Source organism: Bradyrhizobium sp. sGM-13 (genome assembly GCF_018398875.1).
GTDB lineage: Bacteria > Pseudomonadota > Alphaproteobacteria > Rhizobiales > Xanthobacteraceae > Bradyrhizobium.
The window spans coordinates 233537-259398 of sequence record NZ_JAGWDK010000009.1; the positions used below are offsets into that span (position 1 = coordinate 233537).

Here is a 25862-nt window from a genome sequence, read left to right on the forward strand (position 1 = left end):
CTCTCCAGGAGTTGAAGCCATGTTTCCGAAGTGTGCGACAGCCGAAGATCTGGTGAAGGCGATCAAAGACGAGAAGGTGCAGATGATCGATCTGCGCTTTACCGACTTGCCCGGAGTGTGGCAGCATTTTTCCGTCCCGCCGAGTGCAGCCACTATCGATGCTCTCAGCGAAGGCATTGGATTCGATGGCTCATCCATCCGCGGATTTCAGGAAATTCAGGAAAGCGACATGCTGGTCGTGCCGGACCCGGCCACGGCCTTTCTCGACCCGTATTCCCCTGCGTCGACCCTGGTCCTGATCTGCAACATCAGGGACCCCGTGACCGGTCAACCCTATAGCCGTGACGCCCGTTACATCGCCCAGAAGGCCGAAACCAACCTGAAGGGCACCGGCCTCGCCGATACGAGTTATTTCGGCCCGGAGGCGGAGTTCTTTGTGTTCGACGAGGTGCGCTACGGACAGGGCATCAATCATGCCTTCCACGAAATCGATTCCAGTGAAGGGAGCTGGAATACCGGCGCAGAGGAAGAGCCGAATCTGGGCCACAAGCCGCGCCCCAAGGAAGGATATTTTCCCGTTCCCCCGACCGACAGCATGCAGGCTCTCCGCACCGAAATGGTGCTGACGATGGAACAGCTAGGCATCCAGATCGAAGCCCATCACCATGAAGTTGCGACCGGCGGCCAGAACGAGATCGACATGCGCTTCACTACGCTCACGCGCATGGCGGACAATCTGATGATCTACAAATACGTGGTGAAGAACACCGCCCGCGAGCACGGCAAGACCGCGACGTTCATGCCGAAGCCGCTGTTCGAGGACAACGCCTCGGGAATGCACGTTCACCAGTCCCTGTGGAAGGGCGAGACCAATCTGTTCTACGACAAGAGCGACTATGCCGAGTTGAGTCAGCTCGGCCGCTTCTACATCGGCGGCCTGTTGACCCACGCCTGGGCGTTGTGTGCGCTTTGCGCCCCCACCACGAACTCCTATCGGCGTCTGGTGCCCGGCTATGAGGCTCCGATCAATCTGGTCTATTCCCAGCGCAATCGCTCAGCCTGCTGCCGGATTCCGATGTATTCGCCGAACCCGCGGGCAAAGCGGGTTGAATTTCGCTCGCCGGATCCCTCCTGCAATCCCTATCTGGCCTTTGCCGCGATGCTGATGGCCGGTCTCGACGGCATCACCAGCCGGATCGATCCAGGCAGCCCGATCGACAAGAACCTTTATGACCTGCCGCCCGCCGAGGCGAAGAACGTGAGGTCGACACCAGGGTCGCTGGATCAGGCGCTTGACGCGCTCGAGCGCGATCACGCTTTCCTGCTCCGCAACGACGTGTTCACCGGCGACGTGATCGAGACCTGGCTCGATTACAAGCGGAAGAAAGAGGTCGATCCAATCCGGCTGCGCCCTCATCCATATGAGTTCCATTTGTATTACGACATCTAGAACGGCATGACGCAGGGACCCGCGTCCTGACGCGCAACCGGCCTACAGCTCAATCAGCGGCGTCTTCGACGAGACGTGATGGCTGACGATTTTCCAGTCGCCGTCTTCGCGGACGATCACCCAGGTAATCTTCACCACCAGCGGCTCGGCATCTTTCTCGATAGTGAAGGACGCTGTGCCCGCGACGTTGATCAGGTCGGGGGTCGCCTGCGCGGTGTTGACATCGGTGAATTGGACCGATGGCGACTTCCATTGCGGCAGCCCTTCGAAATAGGCCTTAACGCCGTCATTGCCGCGATAGAAGTTCGGGTTCGAGCCGAAGAAGAACGCGTTCTTCGAATAAAGCGACGCGAGAGCCTTGGCATCCAGCCCGCTGAAAGCCTTCGTCCATTTTCCCATGATGCCGGCGACGATATCTTCGGCCGCAATCCGTTCGGATGACGCCATCGATTGACCTCACCCCTTCCCGCCGACTTCCTTCGCAAACGTATCGCGCAGGCCGATGGTGCGGTTGAATACGGGCTTGCCCGGCGCGGAATCCTTGTCGCGCACGAAATAGCCCTGCCGCTCGAACTGCATCACCTCGCCCGAATTGTCTGAGGCGACCGATGGCTCGATCCGCGCGTCAGGCAACACCTCCAGTGATTCCGGATTGAGGTCGGCGGCGAAATTGGCAGCACTAGGGCTGGGGTTTGAGAAGAGCTGGTTATAGAGTCGGATTTCCGCCGGCACCGAATCCTTGGCCGACAGCCAGTGCATGGTGGCCTTGACCTTGCGGCCGTCAGGGGCGTTGCCGCCCTTGGTCGCGGGATCATAGGTGCAGCGCAGTTCGACCACTTCGCCTGCGTCATTCTTGATGACGTCGGTGCATTTGATGAAATAGGCGTAGCGGAGCCGCACCTCGTTGCCCGGCGACAGGCGAAAGAATTTTTTGGGCGGGTTCTCCATGAAATCGTCGCGCTCGATATAGAGCTCGCGGCCGAACGAGATTTTGCGCGTGCCCGCGGCCGGATCGTCGGGATGGTTGATGGCCTCGAGCTCCTCCGTCTGCCCTTCCGGATAATTCTCGACCACGACTTTCAGCGGCCGCAGTACCGCCATCCGCCGCTGCGCCGTCTTGTTGAGGTGCTCGCGAATGCAAAATTCCAGCATGCCGACATCGACCACGCTGTTGGCTTTCGCCACCCCGATGCGCCTGACGAATTCGCGCACCGCGGCCGGCGGCACGCCGCGCCGTTTCAATCCGGCGATCGTCGGCATGCGCGGATCGTCCCAGCCCGACACATGACCGTCGCGCACGAGCTGCGTCAGCACGCGCTTCGACAGCAGCGTATAGGTCAGGTTGAGACGAGCGAATTCGTACTGGCGCGGCTTTGACGGCACCGGCAGCTTGTCCAGCAACCAATCATAGAGCGGCCGGTGGTCCTCGAATTCCAGCGTGCAAATCGAATGCGTGATGCCTTCGATGGCGTCAGACTGGCCGTGGGCGTAGTCGTAACTCGGGTAGATCGACCATTTGGTGCCGGTGCGCGGATGCTCGGCATGAAGGATACGGTAGAGCACGGGATCGCGCAGGTTGATGTTGCCCGCGGCCATATCGATCTTGGCACGCAGCACGCGGCTGCCGTTCGGAAATTCGCCGGCCTTCATGCGGCGGAAGAGGTCGAGGTTTTCCTCCACGGTGCGGTCACGAAACGGCGAGTTCTTGCCGGGTTCCGTCAGCGTGCCGCGGTTGATACGGATTTCCTCCTGCGACTGGTCGTCGACATAAGCATAGCCCGCCTTGATCAGGCCCTCCGCCCAGTCATACAGACGATCGAAATAGTCGGAGGCGTAGTAGAGATCGGTTCCCCAGTCGTAGCCGAGCCAATGCACGTCGGCCTGGATGGAATCGATATATTCCTGCTCTTCCTTGGTCGGGTTGGTGTCGTCGAAGCGCAGATGACACTTGCCTCCGAACTCCTGCGCGATGCCGAAATTGAGGGCAATCGACTTGGCATGGCCGATATGCAGGTAGCCGTTCGGCTCCGGCGGAAATCGGGTCACGATCCGGCTGTGCTTATCGGAAGAGAGATCGGCCTGGACGATGTCGCGGATGAAATCGCGCCCCGCCTCTGCCGTTACCGGTTCTGTGGTCATCCTGAGTTCCTGTTAGGGATTGGCGAACCTTCTGCCAAATTCGCCCCTGTGAGCCAAGCCCACTTTGCCACCGGCCCGGGCTTTAGTTATGTACCGTTCCTGCTATACACCACCGCCGTTCACCGCTCACGCGCTTGGTAATGTCTGATTCCGTCGTCACACGCTTCGCCCCTTCGCCCACCGGCTTCCTCCATATTGGAGGCGCCCGGACTGCGCTGTTCAACTGGCTCTATGCCAAGAAGCGCGGCGGCAAGATGCTGCTGCGGATCGAGGACACCGACCGCGAGCGTTCGACGGAAGCCGCCATTGCCGCCATTCTCGATGGGCTGAAATGGCTCGAGCTCGATTGGGACGGCGATGTCATCCATCAGTTCAGCCGCGCCGCCCGTCATCGCGAAGTGGCCGAGCAACTGCTCGCCAGCGGCCAGGCGTACCGTTGCTACGCCACCGCGGAGGAGCTGACCGCGATGCGCGAGAAGGCGCGCGCGGAGGGCCGCACCCGCCTCTATGACGGGATGTGGCGGGATCGTGATCCGGGAGAAGCGCCCGCCGGCATGAAGCCGACCATTCGCCTGAAGGCTCCACAGACTGGCGAGACCGTGATCGAGGATCAGGTGCAGGGCCGCGTGGTCTGGCAGAACGAAAACCTCGATGACCTCGTGCTGCTGCGTGGCGACGGCAATCCGACCTACATGCTGGCAGTCGTGGTCGACGACCACGACATGGGCGTGACCCATGTCATCCGCGGCGACGACCATCTGATCAATGCCGCACGCCAGAAGCAGATCTATGATGCGCTCGGATGGGACATCCCGAACATGTCCCATATTCCGCTGATCCACGGGCCCGATGGTTCAAAACTGTCGAAGCGCCATGGCGCGCTCGGTGTCGATGCCTACCGCGCCATGGGATATCTGCCGGCGGCGCTGCGCAATTACCTGGTCCGGCTCGGCTGGAGCCATGGCGACCAGGAGATTTTCTCGACGCAAGAAATGATCGATGCGTTCGACCTGCCCGCGATCGGGCGGTCTGCTGCACGCTTCGATTTCGCCAAGCTGGAAAACCTCAACGGCCACTACATCCGCCACTCCGATGACGGCGCGCTGGTGGCCCAGTTCGAGAGCGTCGTGGACTATGTCCCAGAAGGCGCCGAACTGAAACCGAAGCTCAACGCCACCACCCGCGCACAATTGCTGCGGGCGATGCCGAGCCTGAAGGAGCGCGCCAAGACCCTGATCGAGCTGATCTCGGGCGCCTACTTCATCTTTGCCGACCGTCCGCTCCAGATCGAGCCGAAGGCCTTGGCTCTGCTGACGCCGGAAACCCGGGCGCTGATCGGCCAGCTCCGCACCGCGCTGGAAACAGTGACCGACTGGCGCGCCGAAACCACCGAATCCGCCATGCGGAATTTCGCGGAGCAGAACAACCTCAAGCTCGGCGCCGTCGCCCAGCCGCTCCGTGTGGCGCTGACCGGGCGGACGACTTCGCCCGGCATTTTCGATGTTTTGGCAGTCCTGGGACGCGAGGAATGCCTGGGTCGGCTAGCTGATCAGGCGGCCGGCTGAAGCCCCTACCTTATGCGGGTTTCCGGCCATCTTGCAGTGCACATGGCAATAAGCTAACCCATTTGCCGCCGCTTCCAGACAAGCCGGCCTCCTTGCTTGTGCCCCGGAAAATGGCACCAGGGTCAGGCGCGGTTTTCGCAACGATTTCATCGGGGACTTCACGATGGACGCAAAATCCAGCAAGACTGCAACGCTCACGGTAGGCAACAAGACCTACGATTTCCCGATCCTCAGCGGCACGGTAGGGCCAGATGTCATCGACATCGCCAAGCTCTACGCCCAGGCCGGGATGTTCACGTACGACCCCGGCTTCACCTCCACCGGAAGCTGCCAGTCGAAGATCACCTATATCGACGGCGACGCCGGCGTGCTGGAATACCGCGGCTACCCGATCGAGCAACTCGCCGAACAGGGCGATTTCCTAGAGACCTGCTACCTCCTGCTCTACGGGGAACTTCCGACCAAGGCCCAGAAGCAGGATTTCGACCACCGCGTGATCCATCACACCATGGTTCACGAGCAGATGGCCCGCTTCTTCCAGGGTTTTCGCCGCGACGCCCATCCGATGGCGATCATGGTCGCTGCCGTCGGTGCGTTGGCCGCGTTCTATCACGATAGCACCGATATCAACGATCCGAAGCAGCGCATGATCGCGTCGATGCGGATGATCGCGAAGGTGCCGACGCTGGCCGCGATGGCGTATAAATACACCGTCGGCCAGCCCTTCATGTATCCGAAGAACACCCTCTCTTTTGCCGAGAACTTCCTGCACATGTGCTTCGCGGTGCCGTGCGAGGACTACAAGATCAATCCGGTGCTGGCTGACGCGCTCGACAAGATCTTCATCCTGCACGCCGACCACGAACAGAACGCCTCGACCTCGACCGTGCGCATCGCCGGCTCGTCCGGCGCCAACCCGTTCGCCTGCATCGCCGCTGGCATCGCCTGCCTGTGGGGCCCGGCGCATGGTGGCGCCAACGAAGCGGCGCTGGCGATGCTCGCGGAGATCGGCTCGGTCGACAAGATTCCGGAATTCATCGCGAAGGTGAAGGACAAGAACAGCGAAGTCCGCCTGATGGGCTTTGGCCACCGCGTCTACAAGAACTACGACCCGCGCGCCAAGATCATGCAGAAGATGTGTCACGCCGTGCTGGCCGAGACCGGCCATGGCGATGACCCGATGCTGAAGGTGGCGCTGGAATTGGAAAAGATCGCACTCAACGATCAGTACTTCATCGACCGCAAGCTCTACCCGAACGTCGACTTCTATTCAGGCATCACGCTGAAGGCGATGGGCTTCCCGACCTCGATGTTCACCGTGCTGTTCGCGGTCGCCCGCACCGTCGGCTGGATCAGCCAGTGGAGCGAGATGATCGAGGACCCGCACCAGAAGATCGGCCGTCCGCGCCAGCTCTATACCGGCGTCGCCCGCCGCGATTACGTGGCGATGGACAAGCGGAAGTAAGCGGCGTCGCTTAGGACAATTCGGAAAGCCGGATGCGATCACCGCGTCCGGCTTTTTTGTGTTTTCAATCCTACCCCTGCCGCGTCTTGTGCATCGTCGCCAATACGATGTCCGCGGCGCGCACGCTGGGCGGCTGGTTGCCGGTCGACATGATGCCGTCGATTTTGCCAAAAGCTTCGAGTTGCTTTCGACGCAGCTCGCTGTCGCCCAACATCTCGCGCAGCGCGGCTGCGAGCTTTTCCGGCGTACAGTTCTCCTGCAGGAATTCGGGTACGACATTCTCACCGATCACGAGATTGGCCAAGATCACCGAGTTTACCTTGATCGCCCGCCGCAAGATCCAGGCTTCCACAGCGCCGGTCCGGTAGGCCGTCACCATCGGCACGCCAGCCAGCGCCAGCTCCAATGTCACGGTGCCGGATTTGGCGAGCGCTGCGTGCGCGATCCGGAATGCCGCCCGCTTCTCCTGCTCGCCGATCACGACCTGGGGCTGCACAGGCCAGCCCTTCACCGCGTCCACGACCGCCTCCTGCAGGTGCGGCATGGTCGGCAGCACCAGTTCGAACGGCGTGCCCTGCTCCTGCAGCAGTCCCACCGTCTGGCCGAATACCGCCATGTGGTGACGAATTTCGCTGCGGCGGCTTCCCGGCAGCACCAACAGCACCGGCGGCGATTCCGCCCGTCGCCTGCTCTCATCGGCGTTCGGCCGCAGCGAGGCCAGTTGCTCGGTCAGGGGATGACCGACATAGGTGCAGGGAGGGCCGTGCAGCCTGCGATAGGCCTCCGGCTCGAACGGGAGCAGCGCCAGCACATGATCGACATATTTCAGCATCGCGCGCGCCCGACCGGGTCGCCACGCCCATACCGAGGGCGACACATAATCGACGATCGGAATCTTGGGATCCTTGGCGCGCACACGCCTGGCGACGCGATGGGTAAAGTCGGGACTATCGATGATGACGAGAATATCGGGCGATGCCTCCGTCACCACGATAGCCGTTTCCTTGATCAGCCCGAGGATCTTCGGTAATTCCTTGACGACTGCGGCCAGCCCGATGATCGAGAGTTCTTCAATCGGAAACAGCGACTCCAGACCTTCGCGTGCCATTGCGCGGCCGCCGACGCCCTCGAACTGTACCGCATCGCCAAGGCGCTGGCGCAGCACCTTCATCAAGCTGGCGCCGAGGCGATCGCCGGATTCTTCCGTCGCGATCAGAAATATCCTCCGCTCCATCCCGGCGGTCGCGCGAGGCGGCGTCACGCGGGCAAGCCCTGGATGAACAAGCCGGCGCTATCGGCGACCTCGATCATGGCTTGCGAGTCCGCGGCAATGGTGTGGCCGGCGATCACGGCAATGCCGGCGAGCCCGGCGCTAGCTGCGCCTTCGACGGTTTTTGCGCCCACGGCCGGCAGGTCGAAGCGCAAATCCTGCCCACTCTTCGGCGCCTTCACCAGCACACCGCGGCCGGATTTGGCGCGAATGCGCCCCGCCTCTCGCAGCCTGGCCACGCGCGCCAGCAGTCCGTCAGTACCCTCGATATCCTCCACCGCGACCACGTGCCCGTCGATCACGACCACGGCCTGGCCGATGTCGAACGGACCGAGCGCGCCGAGCACCTCCCGCCCCTTGGCAATATCGGCGGCGGCCGCGGCATCCGGCATGGCGCGGGCAATTTGCCCCGCTGGCATCAGAACGTCGGGAGCAACATCCCTGATGCCGACCATCCGGAAACCGTCCTGTTCGAGGATGCGGCCGATCCCCGACAACAGGTGATCGTCGCCGCCGCGAAACGCCGCCCAGACGCGGCCGAGGACGCGGATCGTTCCCCAGTCCAGCCTGATCTCCGACAGCGCAGGCCGCAGCAGCGTACCTATGAAGATCAGGTCGCGGCAGCCCTCGCTGCGGAACAGCTTTGTGGCGCGGCCGAGTTGTCCGACCGAGATCCAGTGATGGCGGAAGCGACTGACGCGATCCGGATCGCAGGCGCCGCGCAGCGCAAACAGCACTGGCGCCAATCCCTGCGCGGCAAGCGAATCCGCCACCGCGAACGGCATCGCGCCGCCGCCTGCGATGACGCCGACGGGCGATGAAATGCCGGAAGCCGCTGAGATCATGGCTGCGGCGATCCCGTCATCAAGGCTTGTTGCCGTCGCCGGCGGGAAGGCAGAGCGGACGAAGTTTACCGTCGCCGATGAAGGCGAGGATTTCGGCAATCGCCGGATCCTCTCCTGACATCGGCTGCACCGCATTCAGCCGCTCGGCAAAAATGCCGGGCCCGTGAAACAGCTTTTGGTAGAACGAGCGCACCTTGGCGAGCCGCTCCCTGGTGAACTTGCGGCGCTTCATGCCGATGATGTTCAGCCCTTCGAGACTGGCATACTGTCCATTGGCGAGACCGAACGGAATGATGTCGCCGCGGACGCCGCAGACGCCACCGACCATTACCTGCGGCCCGATCCGCGTGAACTGATGCACGGCAGACAGCCCGCCGATGTAGACGAAATCGCCAATCTCGCAATGACCGCCCAGCGTCGCAGACGTCGCGAAGATAACGTCGCTCCCCACAACGCAATCATGGCCGACGTGGCTGTTGTTCATGAAGTAACCGCGTGCGCCCACCCGCGTGAGGCCGCCGCCCTTCTTCGTTCCGATATTCATCGTTACGCCTTCGCGGATGGTGCATCCCTCGCCGACCTCGAGCCGGGTCGGTTCACCGCGATAGCTGAGGTCCTGCGGCGGGCCTCCCAATGCGGCAAATGGGTAAATAACACAGCCATCGGCGATGGTCGTATGCCCCGCCACGTTCACATGCGCGATCAACTTGCAGTTCGCGCCGATGGTGACGTTCGGCCCGATGATGCAATAGGGACCGACTGTCGTCCCCTCGCCGATCACAGCGCCATCCTCAACCCGCGCGGTTGGATCGATCGTACCCATCAAGCAGCCCAGCCCATCGATTGCGCGCGAATATCTCGCGTTTTCCGGTGGTTAGCGCGGCATTTCAATGCTGTCTAGTGACGTATGATTACGTCATGTGTCGGGCGCGCAAGGCCTGCAACATCCATCCGCTGCCGCCGTTTCCACACCCGAAGGCCGAGACGACGAGCCGTCGCTACGTCATGCTGCCGGGCAGGAAGCAACGGATCGTAATCCCAAGCGCGTCCTTCATCGGCCACACCATGGTTCGGCCGGCGCGATTGGGCTCGGTAATGACCGCATCGTCGGGGACGTCGATCCATTGGCCCTCGAGCCGTACGCGGTAATGGCCGTCCTTGGATTCCCAATCGACATCGGCGACAGCAGAACCGTCAGCGTCGGAGCAACATGGCCCCTTTCCGCTCCTGAGGCTATCGAACCACGACTTGAGCGGGGATTTGGCGTAGCGACCGTCATCGCGGGCCGCGGCATGTCCGCCGAGAACAATAGCTGCGCCTAGTGCAACACCGACCCAGAGAAACTTCATGCGGCCATCCGGCAACAGATTCCCCACAGCATCTATAAAGCTGCTGGCCGGCTGAAGTTCCTTCAACACGTCACAATTTGGCTGGACCGATCGCCCCAAGGTTGATGCACGGTCGAACGGTATCCTGCTGGAGCGTTTTCCAGCGAAAGCCTGCCCTGGACTTAGTCCAGGGTGGACACCGGTTCTCGCGTCAAGAAAACGCGTCAAAACAAGAATCTAGAGCCCGGTTCTGATTCAATCAGAACCGAAAAGGCTCTAGCCGCCGGTCTGAGCAATCCATTCGCCAGGTTGCACGCGCGCGACCAGGACGGCTGGGCTCGAGCCACCGGTCTTGTAGACGCGCGCCTCGCCCTCGCGGAGATCGCCAAATTGCTTTCCGAAGGCATCGGCGACGTTGGTCTTGTGTGTCACCACCACATTATTGACGCCGGCTTTCAGAGGAGCATTGACGAGATCGCGGACGGCGCGCCCAATTTTGGCGTTCTTGCCGTCGGGGTTCGCCATCGCCGACGCACTGCCGGCGCCGCTGTCGGTCAGGGCATCGACGGGAGAGACGTCCTTGCCGCTGAGCAGCTTGCCGGTCTCGACCGCGCGGTTCAGCTGGCTCGTGTAGACCTCGCCGATTGGTATGCCAAGTTTCGCGAGTGCAGCTCCAAGCTCGCGCGCCAGGGTGCGGCCCTTCTCGCTCAGTTGGCGCTGTGCACTCATATCGTCGAATTTGAAGGGGTAAATGTCCTTCTGGCTATCGTCGGTGGCGCCGTGTCGAAACACGATGACGTAGCCGCCACCCTTGAGAGAGGCGACAAGACTATTGAGATCCGCCGCGTAACCTTGCGGCGGCATCAGCAGAAAAATGACCAAACACGAAATGATGGACGCAAGCTTCTTCAAGGACGCCTCCGCTAAAAAACGTGGACCCAAGCCAGGTCTAATCAAGCAAATTTCGTCAATCGACCTCGAAAATGGGTCCACAACCAAGGATTGAACAAAGACGTCAGAAGACGTCAGTTGTGTGACGGGTAAATTCAATCCGGCTCAATCCGTCAGCATCGCGCCGACGTCGGCTTCCGCGACCACGGCACCATTTACCTTGGCGTCGCCGTGAAACCACCACATCGCCTTGCGGCGGCCGATCGAGCGCATGTGGTACTCGATGGTGTCGCCGGGCATCACCGGCTTGCGGAATTTGCACTTGTCGATGGTGAGGAAATAAACCGCGCGCGGCTTTTCGGTGCCCTCGACCGACTTGATGCCGATCACGCCGGCGGTCTGCGCCATGGCCTCGATCATCATCACGCCGGGATAGACCGGACGTTCGGGGAAATGGCCGAGAAAAGGCGGCTCGTTGAAGGTAACGTTCTTGATGCCGATACCGCTGTAATCGGTCCGGATCTTGATCACCCGATCGATCAGCAGCATTGGATAACGGTGCGGGAGCGTCTTGAGGATCTCGTTGATATCCACGAGCTCAAACCTGACCGGTGCCTCCTCCATCACTCGCGCCCTTCGCCTTTCGGATCGACTGTGCCACCATGCGCCAGCCGCTCCACTGCAACAATCTCCCTGAACCACTGCTTGGTCGGTTTGGCAAAATGGCCACCCCAGCGGCCATTGGGTGGGATATCGTCCTTGACTGCGCTCATCGCCGTCACCTGCGCGCCATCGCCGATCTTGAGGTGGTTGTTGATGCCCACCTTGGCGCCCAGCGCGACGTTGTCACCGATGGTCAGGCTGCCTGCGAGCCCGATCTGGGCCGCGAGCAGGCAGTGCCTGCCGATGGTTACATTGTGGCCGATCTGGACCTGATTGTCGATTTTGGTGCCCTCACCGATTACCGTATCCCGGAGGCTGCCGCGGTCGATGCAGGTGCCAGCGCCAATCTCGACGTCGTTCTGGATCACGACGCGGCCGGTCTGGGGTACCTTGAGGTGACCCTCGGGGCCGAAGAAGATGAAGCCATAGCCGTCCTGGCCGATGCTGCAGGCGGGATGGATCAGCACGTTGTTGCCTATCAGGGCGAACTGGATCGCGCTGCGCGCGCCTACATTGCAGTCCCGGCCGATCTTGACGTCTGCGCCGATTACCGCGCCGGCACCGATTACGGTGCCAGTGCCGATCTCGACCCGCGGGCCGATCACGGCGAGCGGATCGACGATGACGCCGTCCTCGAGATGGGCGGACGGGTCGATGATCGCCGATGGCGCGATGCCGTCATTGTCGAACCAGGATTGCGGGCGGAGCGCATCGGCGTGCCACTCGCGCGCCAGCTTCACGAAGGCGCGGAACGGCTGGGCCGCCCGCAGCACTGCCACATGGGCGGGCACCTGGGCCTCGAAACGCGGGCTGACCAGGCAAGCGCCGGCTTTGGTCGCCTTGAGCTGATCGACGTATTTGAGATTGTCGAAGAACGCCAGATGCATCGGACCGGCTTCGTCGAGCGAAGCGAGGCCCCTGATCACATCACCGTCTCGCGCAGGGTCGACCAATACCGCTCCCGTCAACGCGGCCAGCTCGGCCAGCGTTGAGGAAGGAGGTTGCTTGAAGAATATCGGCTGCGCCATTTCACCCGTCGCAGTCCGGCCGCTATTCACACCAGAGAGCCGGCTTCGAAGACGCGAAGCCGAACCCTCCTTTTATTCCTTGGTGTACTCGTCACGTGGACCTTAGTCCATTTCGCTTCAAGACACCTCAGAACGATGTGCCGCCGCCAAACTTGAATTCCTGCACGCGGTCAAACTGGCCCTTCGTAAGCGGAACCGCATAGTCGAAGCGCAGCGGACCGAAGGGCGAGGCCCAGATCAAGCCGACACCCACCGAGGTGCGAACGACGTTGCCGCTGTCGAACTGCAGTCCCGTACAAGTTCCGGCACTGGCTGGAGTCGTCGCCGTCGCCTGCGTCGGCGGAACGCAGCCAGGCACATTGACCTCGCCCGTTGCCGCCCATGACGTCGGACCCTTGTAGTCGAACAGTCCGCCGGCGTCGGCATAGACCGAGCCCTTGAGCCCAACTTCCTTCGGCAGGAACCAGAACGGCATCTGCAATTCGAACGACGCGCCCCAGTACTTGGTGCCGCCGAGCGCGTCACGCGTGCCGAACGGGTTCAAATCGCGCGGACCGATACCATTCGGCGCAAAACCGCGCACCAGGTTCGGGCCCATCTGGAAGTGATCCAGCATGCGCAGTTCGCTGCCCCCGAACTGGTTGAGAATACCGCCCTGGAGATGGATCAGGCCGACGATATCGGCGACCAGCGGGGTGTAGTACTTCGCGTCGATTGCCGACTTGATGTAGCTCACGTCGCCGCCGACACCGGCGAAGTCCTGCTTCCAATCGATCAGCAAGCCGTCGGTCGGGTTCTTGTTGTTGTCCAGCGTGTTGTAGTTCAGCGAATAGCCAACCGACGAGGTCAACGTCTTGCCGCTTTGCAGTTCCCTGCGGACCGGCAGCGAGGCTTCACCGTCGAAGTAGCACCACAGACCCTGACCGGAGGGGTCTGTGGCGGGCGCTGGCAACCCAGCCGGCCCGCCGACGGAATTCACAAATGCCGGCGTCGGATTGAACGCGAGCAGAGAGTTCGAGGGATTGTTGTTACAGTTCGCGAGCGCGTTCGGCAGCGAGATTTCCTGCTGGTAGATCGAGTAGCGCAATTGCAGCGCGAGATCTTCGCGCAGGGTGAAGCCGAGCCGCGGGCTGAAGCCCAGCGTCTTGGTGCCGTACGCGATGTAGCTGTTGGCGAGCTGTTCACGATAGAACAGGTCGAGACCAAGCGCGACGCGGTAGTCAAACAGATAGGGATCGACGAACGACAGCGAGCCGCCGCGCGCGTACTGGCCGTAGGTCACGGCAGCCTTCGCATACAGGCCGCGGCCGAGGAAGTTGCGCTCGGAGATGCTGACTTCGGCCAGCGCACCATCCGTGGTCGAATAGCCGCCCGACACCGAGAAGTCGCCCGTCGATTTTTCTTCGAGATCGACGATCAGGATCACGCGATCGGTCGACGAGCCGGGCTCGGTCAGAATCTTCACGCTCTTGAAGAAGTCGAGGTTCTTCAGCCGGCGCTCGGCGCGATCGACCAGGGCGCGGTTGTAGGCATCGCCTTCGGACAGGTCGAACTCGCGGCGGATCACGTAGTCGCGGGTACGGGTGTTGCCGCGAACGTTGATGCGCTCGATATAGGTTCGCGGGCCTTCGTCGACGGCGAACACGATCGAAACGGTGTGCTGCTCGAAATTGCGATCGCCGCGCGGACGCACTACCGCAAAGGCGTAGCCGCGCCGTGAAGCCTCGATCTGCATTTCCTCGACGGATTTCTCCAGCGCCTCGGCATTGTAAACCGAGCCGACGCTGACGCGCGAGAAGCTGCGCATCGAGGCGGCATCGAGGGTCGGGATCGAGGTCTGGAAATCGACGGAGGCAACGCGATATTGCTGCCCCTCATCGATCTTGAAGGTGACGAGGAAGCCCTTCTTCTCGGGGTCATACTCGGTCAGCGCGGCGACCACCTGCACGTCGGCGTAACCGTTCTTGAGGTAGAAGCGACGAATCAGATCGCGGTCGGCCTCGACCCGGTCGGGATCGTAGACGTCGGCGCCGCCGAGGAAGCTCAGAAGGTTCGATTCGCGCGTCTTGATGACGTCCTTCAGACGATAGGACGAATAGGCGACGTTGCCGATGAATTCGATCGACTTGACGCCGGTCTTGGTGCCTTCAGTGATCGTGAAGATCAGGTCGACGCGGTTGTTCGGCTGCTCGATGATTTCCGGGGTGACGCGCACGTCATAGCGGCCGGAGCGCCGGTAGATTTCGGCGATGCGCTGGGCGTCCGACTGAACCATCGGGCGCGAGAAAGTACCGCGCGGCTTGGACTGGATTTCAGCCGAAAGCTGCTCGTCCTTGACTTTCTTGTTGCCTTCGAAGGCGATGCGCCCGATCACGGCGTTTTCGACGACCGTCACGACCAGCCGGCCGCCGACCTGGTTGATTCGCACGTCCTGGAACAGGCCGGTCTCGATCAGCGCTTTCAGGCCATCGTCGATCTGGGCTTGGCCGAGGCGACCGCCGGGGCCTGGCTTGAAATAGGAGCGGATGGTCTCGACCTCGACACGCCGGTTCCCTTCAACGACGATCGACGCCGCGGTCTGAGCCGCAGCCGGCACAGACACCAACGCGCCCCCCATCGGCGCGGCCACCATGATCAGAGCGGCCAGCAGACCCCCCCGCACTCGCATTCCCAACATCATGCGCAACGCGCCCTCGTCATTGCACTGCCGGCTCGTACCCCTACGAACCGGCAGAATCCCAAAGTTGCATTGCTTGTAGCCAATTTCGACAGGGGGGCAAACCAGACATCGCGATGCGATTCCAATTTCATTCCAAGACGTTGCCAAAGGGCAACGTCATAAAAAAGCCGCTTCTACGACCTCCCGAACAGCCCCTTCAGCCAGGGCACCTGATGGAAGTCGTTATAGAAGGCGAAGACCATCAACATCAGGACCAAAACCAGCCCGACTCGGAACCCGTATTCCTGGGATTTTTCCGACAATGGACGCCCGCGGAGCACCTCGGCCGTGTAGAACATAAGGTGACCGCCATCGAGCAAGGGCACCGGGAACAAATTCAATAGCCCGATCGAAATGGACAGCACCGCCGCCAGATGCAGCAGCGGAATGATTCCCAAGGTAGCCACCTGCCCCGAAATCTGCGCGATCCGAATCGGCCCGCCGATCTGGTCCGCGCTCGCCCGGCCGGTAAAAATGTTGCCGATATAGGCGAGCGTCTGCTCGATGACGAACCAGGTTTCCTTGATTCCGAGCCAGAATGCAGTCGCCGGATCGACCTTCTCGGTGGTGACCTCGCCCGGCGAGGTCGCACGGGTAATGCCGAGAATTCCGAGCCGCTGGGTATTTCCGAACGGATCCTTCACCTCGCGCAGTTCCGGCGTGCCCTTCAATTCAAGCGTGGAATCACCCCGCTTGACGGTGAAGGTCATGGTCTCGCCGGCGCGAACGCTCACAAAGCGTTGCATGTCCGAGAAACTGCCGATCTTCTTGCCGTCGATGGCGGTGACGACATCGCCGACCTGAAAGCCCGCCCGCTCGGCGGCGCTGCTGGCTTCGATCTTGTCGACGCGTGCCGTCGTGCTCGGCTTGCCGAAGAAAGTGAAGAGACAGGTGAAAATGACGATCGCCAGAATGAAATTCGCGATCGGACCGGCGGCCACGATGGCTGCGCGCGCGCCGACTTTCTTGTGATGGAAACTGCCGGCGCGCTCTTCCTCGCTCATGCGGGCAAGCGATTCGGCCGATGCGGGCGTCGAGGCTTCCGATTCGTCGCCGAAGAACTTCACATAACCGCCGAGCGGGATCGCGGAGATCTTCCAGCGCGTGCCGTGACGGTCGTTGAAGCCGGCAAGCTCCGGCCCGAACCCGAGCGAGAACGTCAACACCTTCACGCCCGCCCAGCGGGCGACCAGGAAGTGGCCGAGTTCATGGAAGAACACGACGATGGTCAGAACGAACAAAAAGGGAATGATGTAGCCGATGAGCCCGTGGCCCAACGTACTGAAACTGCTTAGAAAAAACTCTGACATCAGGTTCCCCTCGACAAGAGCCGATGGCTCCGTCCCCAACCCTCTAGGATGCCTTTAAGGCAATTTGAGGCAATAGGGAGGCGGCTCGATTTCGCGCGTTATGGTCAACGGAGATCGCGTCGTCCGCCGAGCTCAAAGGCGCAAGGTTCCCGGCACGAATCCAATCGTTGATAGTAGCTTCGACGAGGCGCGCGATCGACCCGAATTTGATCTTTCCGGCGATGAACGCCGCCACCGCCACCTCATTGGCGGCGTTAAATACCGTGGTCGCGCCACGTCCCGTACGTAACGCTTCGTAGGCCAGCCGCAAGCCCGGGAACCGCTCGAAGTCCGGCGCCTCGAACGTGAGCTGGCCGATTTTTGCGAGGTCCAGCCTGGCCGACGGGCCAACGATTCGATCGGGCCATCCAAGGCAGTGCGCGATCGGGATGCGCATGTCGGGCGCACCGAGCTGCGCAACCACAGAGCGATCGGAGAATTCGACCATGCCGTGGATGATCGACTGCGGATGCACGAGGACGTCGATCTCGTCAGCCGAAAGCGCGAACAGATAGGAGGCTTCGATGACTTCGAGACCCTTGTTCATCATCGAGGCCGAATCAATGGTGATCTTCTGGCCCATGCTCCAGTTCGGATGCTTCAAGGCCTGTTCAAGCGTCGCCTGCTCGATGTCGGCCGGCGTCCAGGTGCGAAACGGGCCACCGGATGCGGTGATGATCACGCGGACCAATTCCTCGCGGTTGCCGGAAGAGAGCGCCTGAAACAGCGCGTTGTGTTCGGAATCCGCCGGGAGGATGCAGGCGCCGGCCTTCGCCGCGCGCTGCATGAAGAAATCGCCGGCACACACCAGGCATTCCTTGTTCGCCAATGCGACGGCGGCGCCGCGGTCGACCGCAGCGAGCGCCGGCTTCAGCCCGGCCGCGCCGCTCACCGCCGCCATCACCCAGTCGGCGGGACGCGCGGCTGCCTCGATGATCGCGCTTTCGCCGGCGCCGCATTCGATGTTCGTGCCTGCCAACGCATCCTTCAGTTCGCCAAGGCGCGCGGGGTCGGCGATCGCAGCGAATCGTACGCCGAATTCCTTCGCTAGCCTGGCCAGCGCTTCGACATTGGAATTCGCGGTCAGCGCCTCGACCTGATAGCGGTCGCGCGCACCGCGCAGCAGATCCATGGTGCTGTCGCCGATGGAGCCGGTGGCGCCCAGCACCGTGACGGTGCGCGCATCCGCCAAAGCGGCCTTGTTATTACGCAATGGAACTGCGCTCATCGTTTCACCAAACCATAAGACCGCGACCGACGCCATCAGCGCCGCCCCGCAGAAAGCCGAAAAGTGCCGCCACGACAACGGCTGCGACAAACCCGTCCAGGCGGTCCATTAGTCCGCCATGGCCGGGAATGATGTGACTTGAGTCCTTTACGCCAAAACGGCGCTTCACGGCGGATTCGAAGAGGTCGCCGAGCTGCGAAACCACCGAGAGGGCCGCCGAAAGCAACAATAACGGTCCCATCTTACCAAGACCGAAGGCGGCAAACCCGCCTGCCACGGCCAGACTGGCGGCAAAACCGCCGACGGCGCCGGCCCAGGTCTTCTTCGGGCTGACGCGCGGCCACAGTTTCGGCCCGCCAATACCGCGGCCCGCGAAATAGCCGCCACTATCGGTCACCCACACAATCAGCAGCACGAACATCAGGGCGGCAAAGCCCTTTACAGAATCCAGACGCACCAGCACCGAAGCAATCTCGGCCGCCGCCGCGTACAGAAATCCGGCCGCCGCCCAGTTTCGCCGCTCCGGCGCGATCGCAACCACCGCGACAAAGCCGATGCCGAGCACGATCAGGGCGGCATCGAGCCGGCCGATCGCAAAGCAAACCCCGCCGAGCGCAAGCGCGGCCACGCCCGGGACGATCACACGCGTTGCCCCGGCGAGGCCCACGATCGCGAGCCATTCGGCGAAAAGGCCGATGGCCGCCAGCGTCACCAGCGCGGCCCACAGCCAGCCGCCCGCATAGGCGATGGCGACCGCAAGCGGGATCAGCACCGCGGCGGCGGCGATACGCATCACGAGATTGCGTGAATCGGGCGCGCTTGCTGCCGCCGGCGAGGGCTCGGAGTCGGTCACGATCCGGTTTTCGCAACCAGACCGCCGAAGCGGCGTTCCCGTCTGGCATATTCGGCAATGGCGCTTTCGAGCGCGGCCTTGTCGAAATCCGGCCAATGGATCGGCACGAACACAAGTTCGCTATAGGCCGCCTGCCACATCAAGAAGTTCGATAGCCGCTGTTCGCCGCTGGTGCGGATGATCAGGTCGGGATCGGGAATGTCAGGTGCATCGAGATAGCGGCCGAGCGTATCGGCATCGATCGAGGCGGGATCGCGCTTGCCCTCCGCGACTTCACGCGCCAGCCGTTGGGCAGCGCCGGCAATTTCCTGGCGCGATCCGTAATTGAACGCGACTACGAGATTGAGCTTCGTGTTGCCTCTCGTCAGTTCCTCGGCCTCGTTCAAGAGCGTGCAGATATCGGGCTCCAGCCCCTCTCGTTCGCCGATCACGCGCACGCGCACGCCGTCGCCGTGCAGCGTCGCCAAATCGTTGCGGATGAAGCGGCGGAGCAAGCCGAAGAGATCGCCGATTTCGGTCGCCGGCCGCGACCAGTTTTCGGAGCTGAACGAAAAGATCGTCAGATAGAGCACGCCGAGTTCATGGGCGGCGCGAACGACGCGGCGCAGCGCATCGACGCCGCGGCGGTGGCCTTCGGCGCGCGGCAAGCCGCGCGCTGCCGCCCAGCGCCCATTTCCGTCCATGATGATCGCCACATGCAACGGGACGGAGCGATCCGGTCCTTCCGTGGCGGGGGCGGCGGCGTTCGGCATTATCTGAATTCCAGGGCCAGTCTCAACTCGTGAACCTTGTCATCAAACGGTGAGGATTTCCTTTTCCTTCGCCGCCAGCAACTGATCGATTTCCGCAATCGTACTATCGGTCGCCTTCTGCACGTCATGGGCCAAGCGCTCCTGATCGTCTTCGGAGATCTCGTGATTCTTCTCGAGCTTCTTGACGATATCCAGGCCGTCGCGACGGACGTGGCGAACAGCAACCTTGGCGGCTTCGGCGTATTTATGCGCGACCTTCACCAGTTCCTTGCGCCGTTCCTCGTTAAGCTCGGGAATCCGCAGGCGTAGCACCTGCCCTTCGGTCGCGGGTGAGAGGCCGAGATTGGAATCGACGATCGCCTTCTCCACGGCTTTCACCATCGACTTGTCCCACACCTGGACGGAAAGCAGCCGCGGCTCGGGCACGCTGACGGTGGCGAGCTGGTTGAGCGGCATGTGCGAGCCGTAGGCCTCGACCTGCACCGGCTCCAGCATGGACGCTGCCGCGCGGCCGGTTCGCAGGCCACCGAGCTCGTGCTTGAGCGCATGGGTGGCGCCTTGCATGCGGCGCTTCAATTCGTTGATGTCAAAACCGGGCGTGGGCATAACGCTCTCCCCTCCTTGGAAACCAGCCGCTGGCGTCTTGAAGCCGCGGTTCGAAACTGCAACCGGCATATTTAGCCGGCAACCACCGTGCCGTGGCCGGTCCCGCGCAGGATCGCGCCGATCGAACCCGGCTCGGCGATCGAGAATACGATGATAGGCAGTGACGTCTCGCGGGCAAGCGCGAAAGCAGTCGCGTCCATCACCTTGTAGTCGCCGGCGATCGCCTGCGAATGCGTCAGCCGATCAAAACGCTTGGCGGACGGGTCCTTTTTGGGGTCGGCGCTGTAAACGCCGTCGACATTGGTGGCTTTGAGCACCGCCTGCGCCCCGATCTCGGCCGCTCGCAACACCGCCGTGGTATCGGTGGTGAAGAATGGATTGCCGGTTCCGCCGCCAAGCAGGACGATTCGTCCATCCGCGAGATATTTGTGCGCTGCACTGCGGGTGAACAGTTCGGAAATCTCGGGCATCACAAAAGCCGACAGGGTCCGCGCCGGCGCCCCCTTGCGCTCGATGGCGGCTTCCAGCGCCAGGCAGTTCATCATAGTGGCGAGCATGCCCATGGTGTCGCCGGTCGGGCGCGAAACGCCGCGCGAGGACACTTCCACACCGCGAACGATGTTGCCGCCGCCGATCACGACGGCCACCTCGACGCCGAGCTTGTGGGCCGCGATCAGGTCGTCGGCGATGCGGTCAACGGTTGGCTGGTCGATGCCGAAGAAATGGCTACCTGCGAGATACTCGCCTGAGAGCTTGATCACGACGCGACGATAGACCGGCTCAGCCATTGCTTACGCTTCCCTCTCCCGCGCAGGCGACTTCCGGCGCATTTGCGCCGGAAGACTGTGACCGCAGCGGTTACTTCTTGCCGCTGGCCGCCGCGACTTCGGCTGCGAAATCGGATTCCTGCTTCTCGACTCCCTCGCCGAGCATATATCGCACAAAGCCAGCAATCTTCACAGGCGCGCCGATCTTGCCTTCGGCTTCCTTCAGGGCTTGCGCGACGGACTTGCCCTTTTCGTCGTGGATGAACGCCTGCTCCAACAGGCAGACTTCCTTGTAATAGGTCTTCAGGCCCGACTCGACGATCTTCTCGATCACGTTTTCCGGCTTGCCCTGCTGACGATACTTGTCGGCCAGCACGTCCTTTTCGCGCTTCACGATCTCGGGGTCGAGGCCGGACGGATCCAGCGCCTGCGGATTGGTCGCAGCCACATGCATCGCAAGCTGACGTCCGAGATGCGCGAGTTCATCGGTCTTGCCGGTGGATTCAAGCGCGACCAGCACGCCCATCTTGCCGGCGCCATCGATCACGGCGCCATGGATGTAGCTCGACACCACGCCCTTGCCGACCTCGAGCGAAGCAGCACGGCGCAGCGTCATGTTCTCGCCGATGGTGGCGATCGCGTCCGAAATCGCGGTTTCGACGGTGACGCTGCCGACCTTCGCCGCCTTGATCTTCTCGACGTCGGCGCCGACGTCGAGCGCGACCTGCGCGATCATCTTGACGAGGCCCTGGAACTGCTCATTGCGGGCGACGAAATCCGTCTCGGAATTGACTTCGACCACGACGCCCTTGGCGCCCGAGGTGACCGCGCCGATCAGGCCTTCGGCCGCGACGCGGCCGGCCTTCTTGGCGGCCTTCGAGAGGCCCTTCTTGCGCAGCCAGTCCTGGGCCGCCTGCATGTCGCCGTTGGTTTCGGTGAGCGCTGCCTTGCAGTCCATCATGCCTGCGCCGGTCGACTCGCGCAGTTCCTTGACCATCGCCGCAGTGATTGCCGCCACCTGTGCCGCCTTTGTGTCTGCCATCGTCGAATATCCTTCTTGCCTGTGAGCTGCGGGCGCGGCGCGCGCTTGCACCGTGCCGTCGTCAGCTACAGGGAATGCCGTATCTGGGGAGCAGGACCGGTGGCCGGAAGACCCGGCCACGCGGCGAACCAATTATTCCGCTTCCGCGGTCAGCGTCTTGGCCTGGGCGACCCAGGCATCGGCCCGGCTCGGAAGACCAACTTCTTCACCGATCTTGTGCGCAGTGTCGTGGTCGAGTTCGGCAAGCTGCCAGTAATGGAAGATGCCGAGGTCGTTGAGCTTCTTCTCGATCGTACCCGACACGCCGGTGAGCTTCTTGAGGTTGTCGGCAGTGCCGCGCGGACCGGCCAGTCCCTGGAAGCCGGTCGGCTGGGGCACTACCGGAACTTCCTCGCGGACCGGCTGAACGGCGGCGCCGATGTCGATGCCGGAGTCGCCCTGCGCTCGCGAAATGCCGTCGATGGCGGCGCGCGCCATCAGGTCGCAATACAGCGAAATGGCGCGGCCGGCGTCGTCATTGCCCGGCACCACATAGGTGATGCCCTTCGGGTCGGAGTTGGTGTCGACGATCGCTGCAACGGGAATGTTGAGCCGCTGCGCTTCCTGGATCGCGATGTCTTCCTTGTTGGTGTCGATCACGAAGATCATGTCGGGAAGACCGCCCATGTCCTTGATACCGCCGAGCGAGCGGTCGAGCTTGTCGCGCTCGCGCTGCAGCGTCAGCCGCTCCTTCTTGGTGTAGGAGTTGGCCTCGCCGGACGACAGCACCTCATCGAGGTGACGCAGGCGCTTGATCGAGCCCGAAATCGTCTTCCAGTTGGTCAGCGTGCCGCCGAGCCAGCGCGAATTGACGAAATACTGCGCCGAGCGCTTGGCCGCCTCGGCAACGCCGTCCTGCGCCTGGCGCTTGGTGCCGACGAACAGGATGCGGCCGCCCTTGGCAACCGTGTCGGAAACCGCCTGCAGCGCGCGATGCAGCATCGGCACGGTCTGGGCGAGATCGATGATGTGGATGTTGTTGCGGGCACCGAAAATGTAATCCGCCATCTTCGGATTCCAGCGGTGCGATTGGTGACCAAAGTGGACGCCAGCTTCGAGGAGCTGACGCATAGAGAAATCGGGTAGCGCCATAGTAATAGTTCTCCGGTTGGTTCCTCCGGAAACGTGTGAGCAAACGAGCCTGACTGGCCCGGTTGCCACCGGACGGCCTTGAGAGCCATGTTTCCGTGTGAGATGGCGCGCTATATAGCCGGATTCCAGCCGGAAGCAAGGAAATACGGCCGGTTTTTCGGTCTTCCAGATCAGCGTTTTAGGGCCGCTCCGGCCAGACCCGGGGGATCTGGCCGGCTAACAATCAGCATCGCCCCGGCAGGCACCCCCTGGCCGCGGCCGCCGGAGCCGGCGCCGCACGCGGTGCAGCCATCGGCGGCGGTGCGGCCATACGCGCGGGTGGCGGGGGTGGCGCGGCCATCCTTGGTGGAGGCGGCGGCGGCGCGGCCATCCGCGGCGGTGGGGCCGGCGGCGCGGCCATCCGTGGCGGCGGCGATGGCGGCGCGGCCATCCGCGGCGGCGGCGATGGCGGCGCGGCCATCCGCGGCGGCGGGGCCGGCGGCGCAGCCATCCTGGGTGGAGGCGACGGTGCGGCCATCCTCGCCGGTGGAGGCGGCGCGGCCATTCTGGGCGGGGGCGATGCCGGAGCTACTCGCGCTGCCGGCGGTGGTGGGGGCCTTGCCACATTCGCCGCAGACGGTGGCGGGCCGCGCCGCAGCTCAGGTTGCAATTGAGGTTTTGGCGCAACCGCCGCAGCCGGCCTTGATGGCGCGGCGGCACTGGGTGGCGGCGCTACCGCGGGCTGCCGGCCTGCCGGAGCCGAGGGAGCCGTCGCGCCGATGGCCGGCCGCGCACCGACAGCGCCGGGTGCAGTGGGCGCCGCTGTTCCCGGGCGCAACGCACCCGGCGCTGGCCTTGCGTTCGGATTGACGGCGGCACTTGGGGGCGCGGCTGGCGCGCCCCTGGCGCCCGGAGCCGGCAGGGCGTTGGTCCTCGGCACGGGCTGTGTCGGCGGCAGCGCGGCTGGTGCGTTCGCCGGCTGCACCGCGCCCGGCCGTCCGGTCTGCCCGGCCGGAGCGCCGGGCAAACCGGTCCTCACGGCAGGATTGATCGCGGCGCTTGGCGGCACCGGCGCTCTGCCCTGCTGGATCAGGGTGGCCCGCTGCGCCACGGCAGGCGGCAGCGTCGGTGTGGCGCCACCGACCTGGGCCGGCGCAACCCTCGCCGCCGCGGAGCCGGGACGTCCCCTGTCGCCAATTCCCGCCGCGGGCAAAGCGGGCTGCGGCGGCCTGTTGATGACGTTGTTGATCACGGACCGGTTGTGGATGTTGGCAAATATGATGTTGTTCGGCGGCGGCGCGACATAGCGCGGCGGCCTCACATAGACCGGTATCGGCACAAAGATCGGCTGCGGCAGGATGAACAGCCCGATCGGCGGCGGTGGCGGCTCCAGCACCACGAAATCGTCCGGCGGCGGCGGCAGGTAGTAGACCGGCGCCGGTGGCGGGGGCACGAAGTCGAACTCGGGATCGCTGAAGGCCAGCACCGGACGATCGACATAGATGAACTCTTCCGGCGGCGGCGGCGGCACGTCGTAGTCGATAACGTCAAATGTCGGCGGCGGCTCGAGCGGCGCGGTGAGAATGGCAAGACGGCGGCGCGCATCGGCAGCATGAGGTCCGCGCGGGTAGCGTTGCAGATACGACCAATAGGCATTCGGGGTATCCGCGCGGTAGGTGCGGCGCCAGGTGATCGCTTCGCGCCGCGCCGCCACGATCGCCCTCACCCGCTTTGCCATGGGATCGTCGGGATAGGCAGCGAGGAAATCCTCATAGGCCGGCAGCGTGTCGCGCTCCAGCGCCGCGGCGTAAGCGTCCTGCGCGCCGAGATCACGGATCGGTTTGCTGCGGATGGCGGCGACCTGATCCGGCGGCGCCGGGGCGGGCGCATCCGGTGCGCGCTCGAAGAACGTAAAGGCCGCGTCGACCTTCTGGCTGTCCCAGGGCACTTGCGCGCCCTTGCTGACGTCGTTGACGCGAAGCCGTAGGCGATTGAAGACCTCCGGCAGCGGCAATCCACCGGTCCGGATCATCTCGGCCAGCGATTGGGCGTAGATGCCGTACGGTCCCTGCTCGGCAGGCGCTACCGTCCCGGGCGCCGCGTTGAACGCGATCAGCATATGCGGATCAGCCTCGACCAGAGCGAGACCGCTTGCGATCTGTCCCTCGACGAACGGCTGCTGCCGCGCCGCGTCCAGCACGACGATTGCGGCCTTCAACTGGAGCGAAGCGAGTTGGCGGATGTAGTCGCCGGTCCGCAACGCCTCGGTCGGAACATCGGTATCCCGGTTGATCGCGGAATCGACCGGCACGAAATAGTTCTCGCCGGCCAATTGCAGCCCATAACCGGCCAGATAGACCATCGCGACCGTGTCCGGCCCCGAGCTTTCGGCCTTCTGAATGAAGTCGCGGAAACTCTTACGCAGCGTGTCGCCCTCGAGGTCGCGGGCGCCGATCACGTCGAATCCCGCTGCCTGCAAGGTCTGGGCGATCAGGCCGGCATCGTTGGCCGCGGTTGCCAGCGGCGATTTCGCATAGGCGGCATTGCCGACCACCAGCGCGATGCGCTTTTCCTGCTGTTGCGCAACAGCGGAGCTCAAATGACCGGCCAGTCCGGACATCGCGACGAGACACACCGAGAGGATCGACAAACTTCTTGCTACCCGCATGGGATCCCACCCTGTCTCCGCCCCGCCGTATATGTGACGCGCCTTAAGCTGAACCTTTCTTGAACAAATGCGCTCTCAGCAAGGCATGCTGCAAGTCAAATCGAGCCCTGGACTCCTGCGCCGC

Annotated in this window: 22 protein-coding genes; 3 read left to right on the top strand and 19 right to left on the bottom strand. The window is 63.1% G+C overall.

Annotated features, from left to right (window positions below):
* The first annotated feature begins 19 nt into the window (after window positions 1-19).
* Window positions 20-1450, top strand: a complete 1431-nt coding sequence (gene glnA, locus KJQ96_RS16290; protein WP_213287615.1) for a type I glutamate--ammonia ligase — start codon at window positions 20-22, stop codon at window positions 1448-1450.
* Between the two features lie 42 nt (window positions 1451-1492).
* Here glnA and KJQ96_RS16295 read toward each other — a convergent pair whose 3' ends face one another.
* Both KJQ96_RS16295 and KJQ96_RS16300 read right to left on the bottom strand, forming a co-directional pair.
* On the bottom strand, window positions 1493-1897 hold the full coding sequence (locus KJQ96_RS16295; protein WP_213287616.1) for a nuclear transport factor 2 family protein: 405 nt from the start codon (window positions 1895-1897) through the stop codon (window positions 1493-1495).
* Between the two features lie 9 nt (window positions 1898-1906).
* A complete protein-coding gene (locus tag KJQ96_RS16300) occupies window positions 1907-3589 on the bottom strand; it encodes a glutamine--tRNA ligase/YqeY domain fusion protein (RefSeq protein ID WP_213287617.1) in 1683 nt (560 codons plus the stop codon).
* A 140-nt stretch (window positions 3590-3729) separates the two neighbouring features.
* On the opposite strand from KJQ96_RS16300, the gene gltX reads away from it, so the two are divergent.
* Window positions 3730-5154 carry a glutamate--tRNA ligase gene (gltX, locus tag KJQ96_RS16305; protein WP_213287618.1) on the top strand — a complete coding sequence of 475 codons (1425 nt, stop codon included), beginning with the start codon at window positions 3730-3732 and terminating at the stop codon, window positions 5152-5154.
* 163 nt (window positions 5155-5317) lie between these two features.
* The gene (gltA, locus tag KJQ96_RS16310) at window positions 5318-6619 is read left to right on the top strand and encodes a citrate synthase (protein ID WP_057843046.1); all 1302 of its coding nucleotides are present in this window, start codon (window positions 5318-5320) and stop codon (window positions 6617-6619) included.
* 70 nt (window positions 6620-6689) lie between these two features.
* Here the strand turns inward: gltA and lpxB are convergent, their stop codons facing one another.
* The 17 genes from lpxB to KJQ96_RS16395 form a co-directional block, all read right to left on the bottom strand.
* Window positions 6690-7853 carry a lipid-A-disaccharide synthase gene (lpxB, locus tag KJQ96_RS16315; protein WP_213287673.1) on the bottom strand — a complete coding sequence of 388 codons (1164 nt, stop codon included), beginning with the start codon at window positions 7851-7853 and terminating at the stop codon, window positions 6690-6692.
* Between the two features lie 23 nt (window positions 7854-7876).
* Window positions 7877-8734 carry an LpxI family protein gene (locus tag KJQ96_RS16320; RefSeq protein ID WP_213287619.1) on the bottom strand — a complete coding sequence of 286 codons (858 nt, stop codon included), beginning with the start codon at window positions 8732-8734 and terminating at the stop codon, window positions 7877-7879.
* 19 nt (window positions 8735-8753) lie between these two features.
* Entirely contained in the window at window positions 8754-9557 is an 804-nt protein-coding gene (gene lpxA / locus KJQ96_RS16325) for an acyl-ACP--UDP-N-acetylglucosamine O-acyltransferase (protein WP_213287620.1), read from the bottom strand.
* Window positions 9558-9732: 175 nt separating this feature from the next.
* Complete coding sequence (locus KJQ96_RS16330; protein ID WP_213287621.1) at window positions 9733-10083, bottom strand: hypothetical protein; 351 nt, start codon at window positions 10081-10083, stop codon at window positions 9733-9735.
* A 255-nt stretch (window positions 10084-10338) separates the two neighbouring features.
* On the bottom strand, window positions 10339-10974 hold the full coding sequence (locus tag KJQ96_RS16335) for a histidine phosphatase family protein (protein ID WP_309142425.1): 636 nt from the start codon (window positions 10972-10974) through the stop codon (window positions 10339-10341).
* A 144-nt stretch (window positions 10975-11118) separates the two neighbouring features.
* Window positions 11119-11577: a 3-hydroxyacyl-ACP dehydratase FabZ gene (fabZ, locus tag KJQ96_RS16340; protein WP_028345839.1), complete on the bottom strand. Its 459-nt coding sequence runs from the start codon at window positions 11575-11577 to the stop codon at window positions 11119-11121.
* Window positions 11577-12644 (bottom strand): UDP-3-O-(3-hydroxymyristoyl)glucosamine N-acyltransferase, encoded by a 1068-nt coding sequence (gene lpxD / locus KJQ96_RS16345; RefSeq protein ID WP_213287622.1) that lies wholly within the window; start codon window positions 12642-12644, stop codon window positions 11577-11579. Before lpxD ends, fabZ begins: the two co-directional genes overlap by 1 nt.
* A gap of 127 nt (window positions 12645-12771) precedes the next feature.
* A complete protein-coding gene (gene bamA / locus KJQ96_RS16350; protein ID WP_213287675.1) occupies window positions 12772-15324 on the bottom strand; it encodes an outer membrane protein assembly factor BamA in 2553 nt (850 codons plus the stop codon).
* Between the two features lie 173 nt (window positions 15325-15497).
* On the bottom strand, window positions 15498-16673 hold the full coding sequence (gene rseP / locus KJQ96_RS16355; RefSeq protein ID WP_213287623.1) for an RIP metalloprotease RseP: 1176 nt from the start codon (window positions 16671-16673) through the stop codon (window positions 15498-15500).
* A gap of 43 nt (window positions 16674-16716) precedes the next feature.
* Window positions 16717-17940, bottom strand: a complete 1224-nt coding sequence (gene dxr / locus KJQ96_RS16360; RefSeq protein WP_213287624.1) for a 1-deoxy-D-xylulose-5-phosphate reductoisomerase — start codon at window positions 17938-17940, stop codon at window positions 16717-16719.
* Between the two features lie 4 nt (window positions 17941-17944).
* Complete coding sequence (locus tag KJQ96_RS16365) at window positions 17945-18733, bottom strand: phosphatidate cytidylyltransferase (RefSeq protein WP_213287676.1); 789 nt, start codon at window positions 18731-18733, stop codon at window positions 17945-17947.
* 56 nt (window positions 18734-18789) lie between these two features.
* Entirely contained in the window at window positions 18790-19545 is a 756-nt protein-coding gene (locus tag KJQ96_RS16370) for an isoprenyl transferase (protein ID WP_213287625.1), read from the bottom strand.
* Window positions 19546-19587: 42 nt separating this feature from the next.
* Window positions 19588-20151 carry a ribosome recycling factor gene (frr, locus tag KJQ96_RS16375; RefSeq protein WP_028345832.1) on the bottom strand — a complete coding sequence of 188 codons (564 nt, stop codon included), beginning with the start codon at window positions 20149-20151 and terminating at the stop codon, window positions 19588-19590.
* A 71-nt stretch (window positions 20152-20222) separates the two neighbouring features.
* Window positions 20223-20939 carry a UMP kinase gene (gene pyrH, locus KJQ96_RS16380; protein ID WP_065747184.1) on the bottom strand — a complete coding sequence of 239 codons (717 nt, stop codon included), beginning with the start codon at window positions 20937-20939 and terminating at the stop codon, window positions 20223-20225.
* Between the two features lie 70 nt (window positions 20940-21009).
* Window positions 21010-21936, bottom strand: a complete 927-nt coding sequence (gene tsf, locus KJQ96_RS16385; protein ID WP_213287677.1) for a translation elongation factor Ts — start codon at window positions 21934-21936, stop codon at window positions 21010-21012.
* 156 nt (window positions 21937-22092) lie between these two features.
* Window positions 22093-23091, bottom strand: a complete 999-nt coding sequence (locus KJQ96_RS16390; protein ID WP_028345829.1) for a 30S ribosomal protein S2 — start codon at window positions 23089-23091, stop codon at window positions 22093-22095.
* A 223-nt stretch (window positions 23092-23314) separates the two neighbouring features.
* On the bottom strand, window positions 23315-25738 hold the full coding sequence (locus tag KJQ96_RS16395; protein WP_213287626.1) for a caspase domain-containing protein: 2424 nt from the start codon (window positions 25736-25738) through the stop codon (window positions 23315-23317).
* Window positions 25739-25862 lie beyond the last annotated feature (124 nt).

Coding starts and splice junctions, on each gene's coding strand:
- frr (WP_028345832.1), bottom strand. CDS start 20,151: ATGCCCACGCCCGGTTTTGACATCAACGAATTGAAGCGCCGCATGCAA.
- KJQ96_RS16395 (WP_213287626.1), bottom strand. CDS start 25,738: ATGCGGGTAGCAAGAAGTTTGTCGATCCTCTCGGTGTGTCTCGTCGCG.
- dxr (WP_213287624.1), bottom strand. CDS start 17,940: ATGAGCGCAGTTCCATTGCGTAATAACAAGGCCGCTTTGGCGGATGCG.
- KJQ96_RS16365 (WP_213287676.1), bottom strand. CDS start 18,733: ATGCGTATCGCCGCCGCCGCGGTGCTGATCCCGCTTGCGGTCGCCATC.
- glnA (WP_213287615.1), top strand. CDS start 20: ATGTTTCCGAAGTGTGCGACAGCCGAAGATCTGGTGAAGGCGATCAAA.
- rseP (WP_213287623.1), bottom strand. CDS start 16,673: ATGTCAGAGTTTTTTCTAAGCAGTTTCAGTACGTTGGGCCACGGGCTC.
- KJQ96_RS16390 (WP_028345829.1), bottom strand. CDS start 23,091: ATGGCGCTACCCGATTTCTCTATGCGTCAGCTCCTCGAAGCTGGCGTC.
- gltX (WP_213287618.1), top strand. CDS start 3,730: ATGTCTGATTCCGTCGTCACACGCTTCGCCCCTTCGCCCACCGGCTTC.
- fabZ (WP_028345839.1), bottom strand. CDS start 11,577: ATGGAGGAGGCACCGGTCAGGTTTGAGCTCGTGGATATCAACGAGATC.
- lpxD (WP_213287622.1), bottom strand. CDS start 12,644: ATGGCGCAGCCGATATTCTTCAAGCAACCTCCTTCCTCAACGCTGGCC.
- lpxB (WP_213287673.1), bottom strand. CDS start 7,853: ATGGAGCGGAGGATATTTCTGATCGCGACGGAAGAATCCGGCGATCGC.
- KJQ96_RS16300 (WP_213287617.1), bottom strand. CDS start 3,589: ATGACCACAGAACCGGTAACGGCAGAGGCGGGGCGCGATTTCATCCGC.
- KJQ96_RS16295 (WP_213287616.1), bottom strand. CDS start 1,897: ATGGCGTCATCCGAACGGATTGCGGCCGAAGATATCGTCGCCGGCATC.
- gltA (WP_057843046.1), top strand. CDS start 5,318: ATGGACGCAAAATCCAGCAAGACTGCAACGCTCACGGTAGGCAACAAG.
- lpxA (WP_213287620.1), bottom strand. CDS start 9,557: ATGGGTACGATCGATCCAACCGCGCGGGTTGAGGATGGCGCTGTGATC.
- pyrH (WP_065747184.1), bottom strand. CDS start 20,939: ATGGCTGAGCCGGTCTATCGTCGCGTCGTGATCAAGCTCTCAGGCGAG.
- bamA (WP_213287675.1), bottom strand. CDS start 15,324: ATGATGTTGGGAATGCGAGTGCGGGGGGGTCTGCTGGCCGCTCTGATC.
- KJQ96_RS16320 (WP_213287619.1), bottom strand. CDS start 8,734: ATGATCTCAGCGGCTTCCGGCATTTCATCGCCCGTCGGCGTCATCGCA.
- KJQ96_RS16370 (WP_213287625.1), bottom strand. CDS start 19,545: ATGCCGAACGCCGCCGCCCCCGCCACGGAAGGACCGGATCGCTCCGTC.
- KJQ96_RS16330 (WP_213287621.1), bottom strand. CDS start 10,083: ATGAAGTTTCTCTGGGTCGGTGTTGCACTAGGCGCAGCTATTGTTCTC.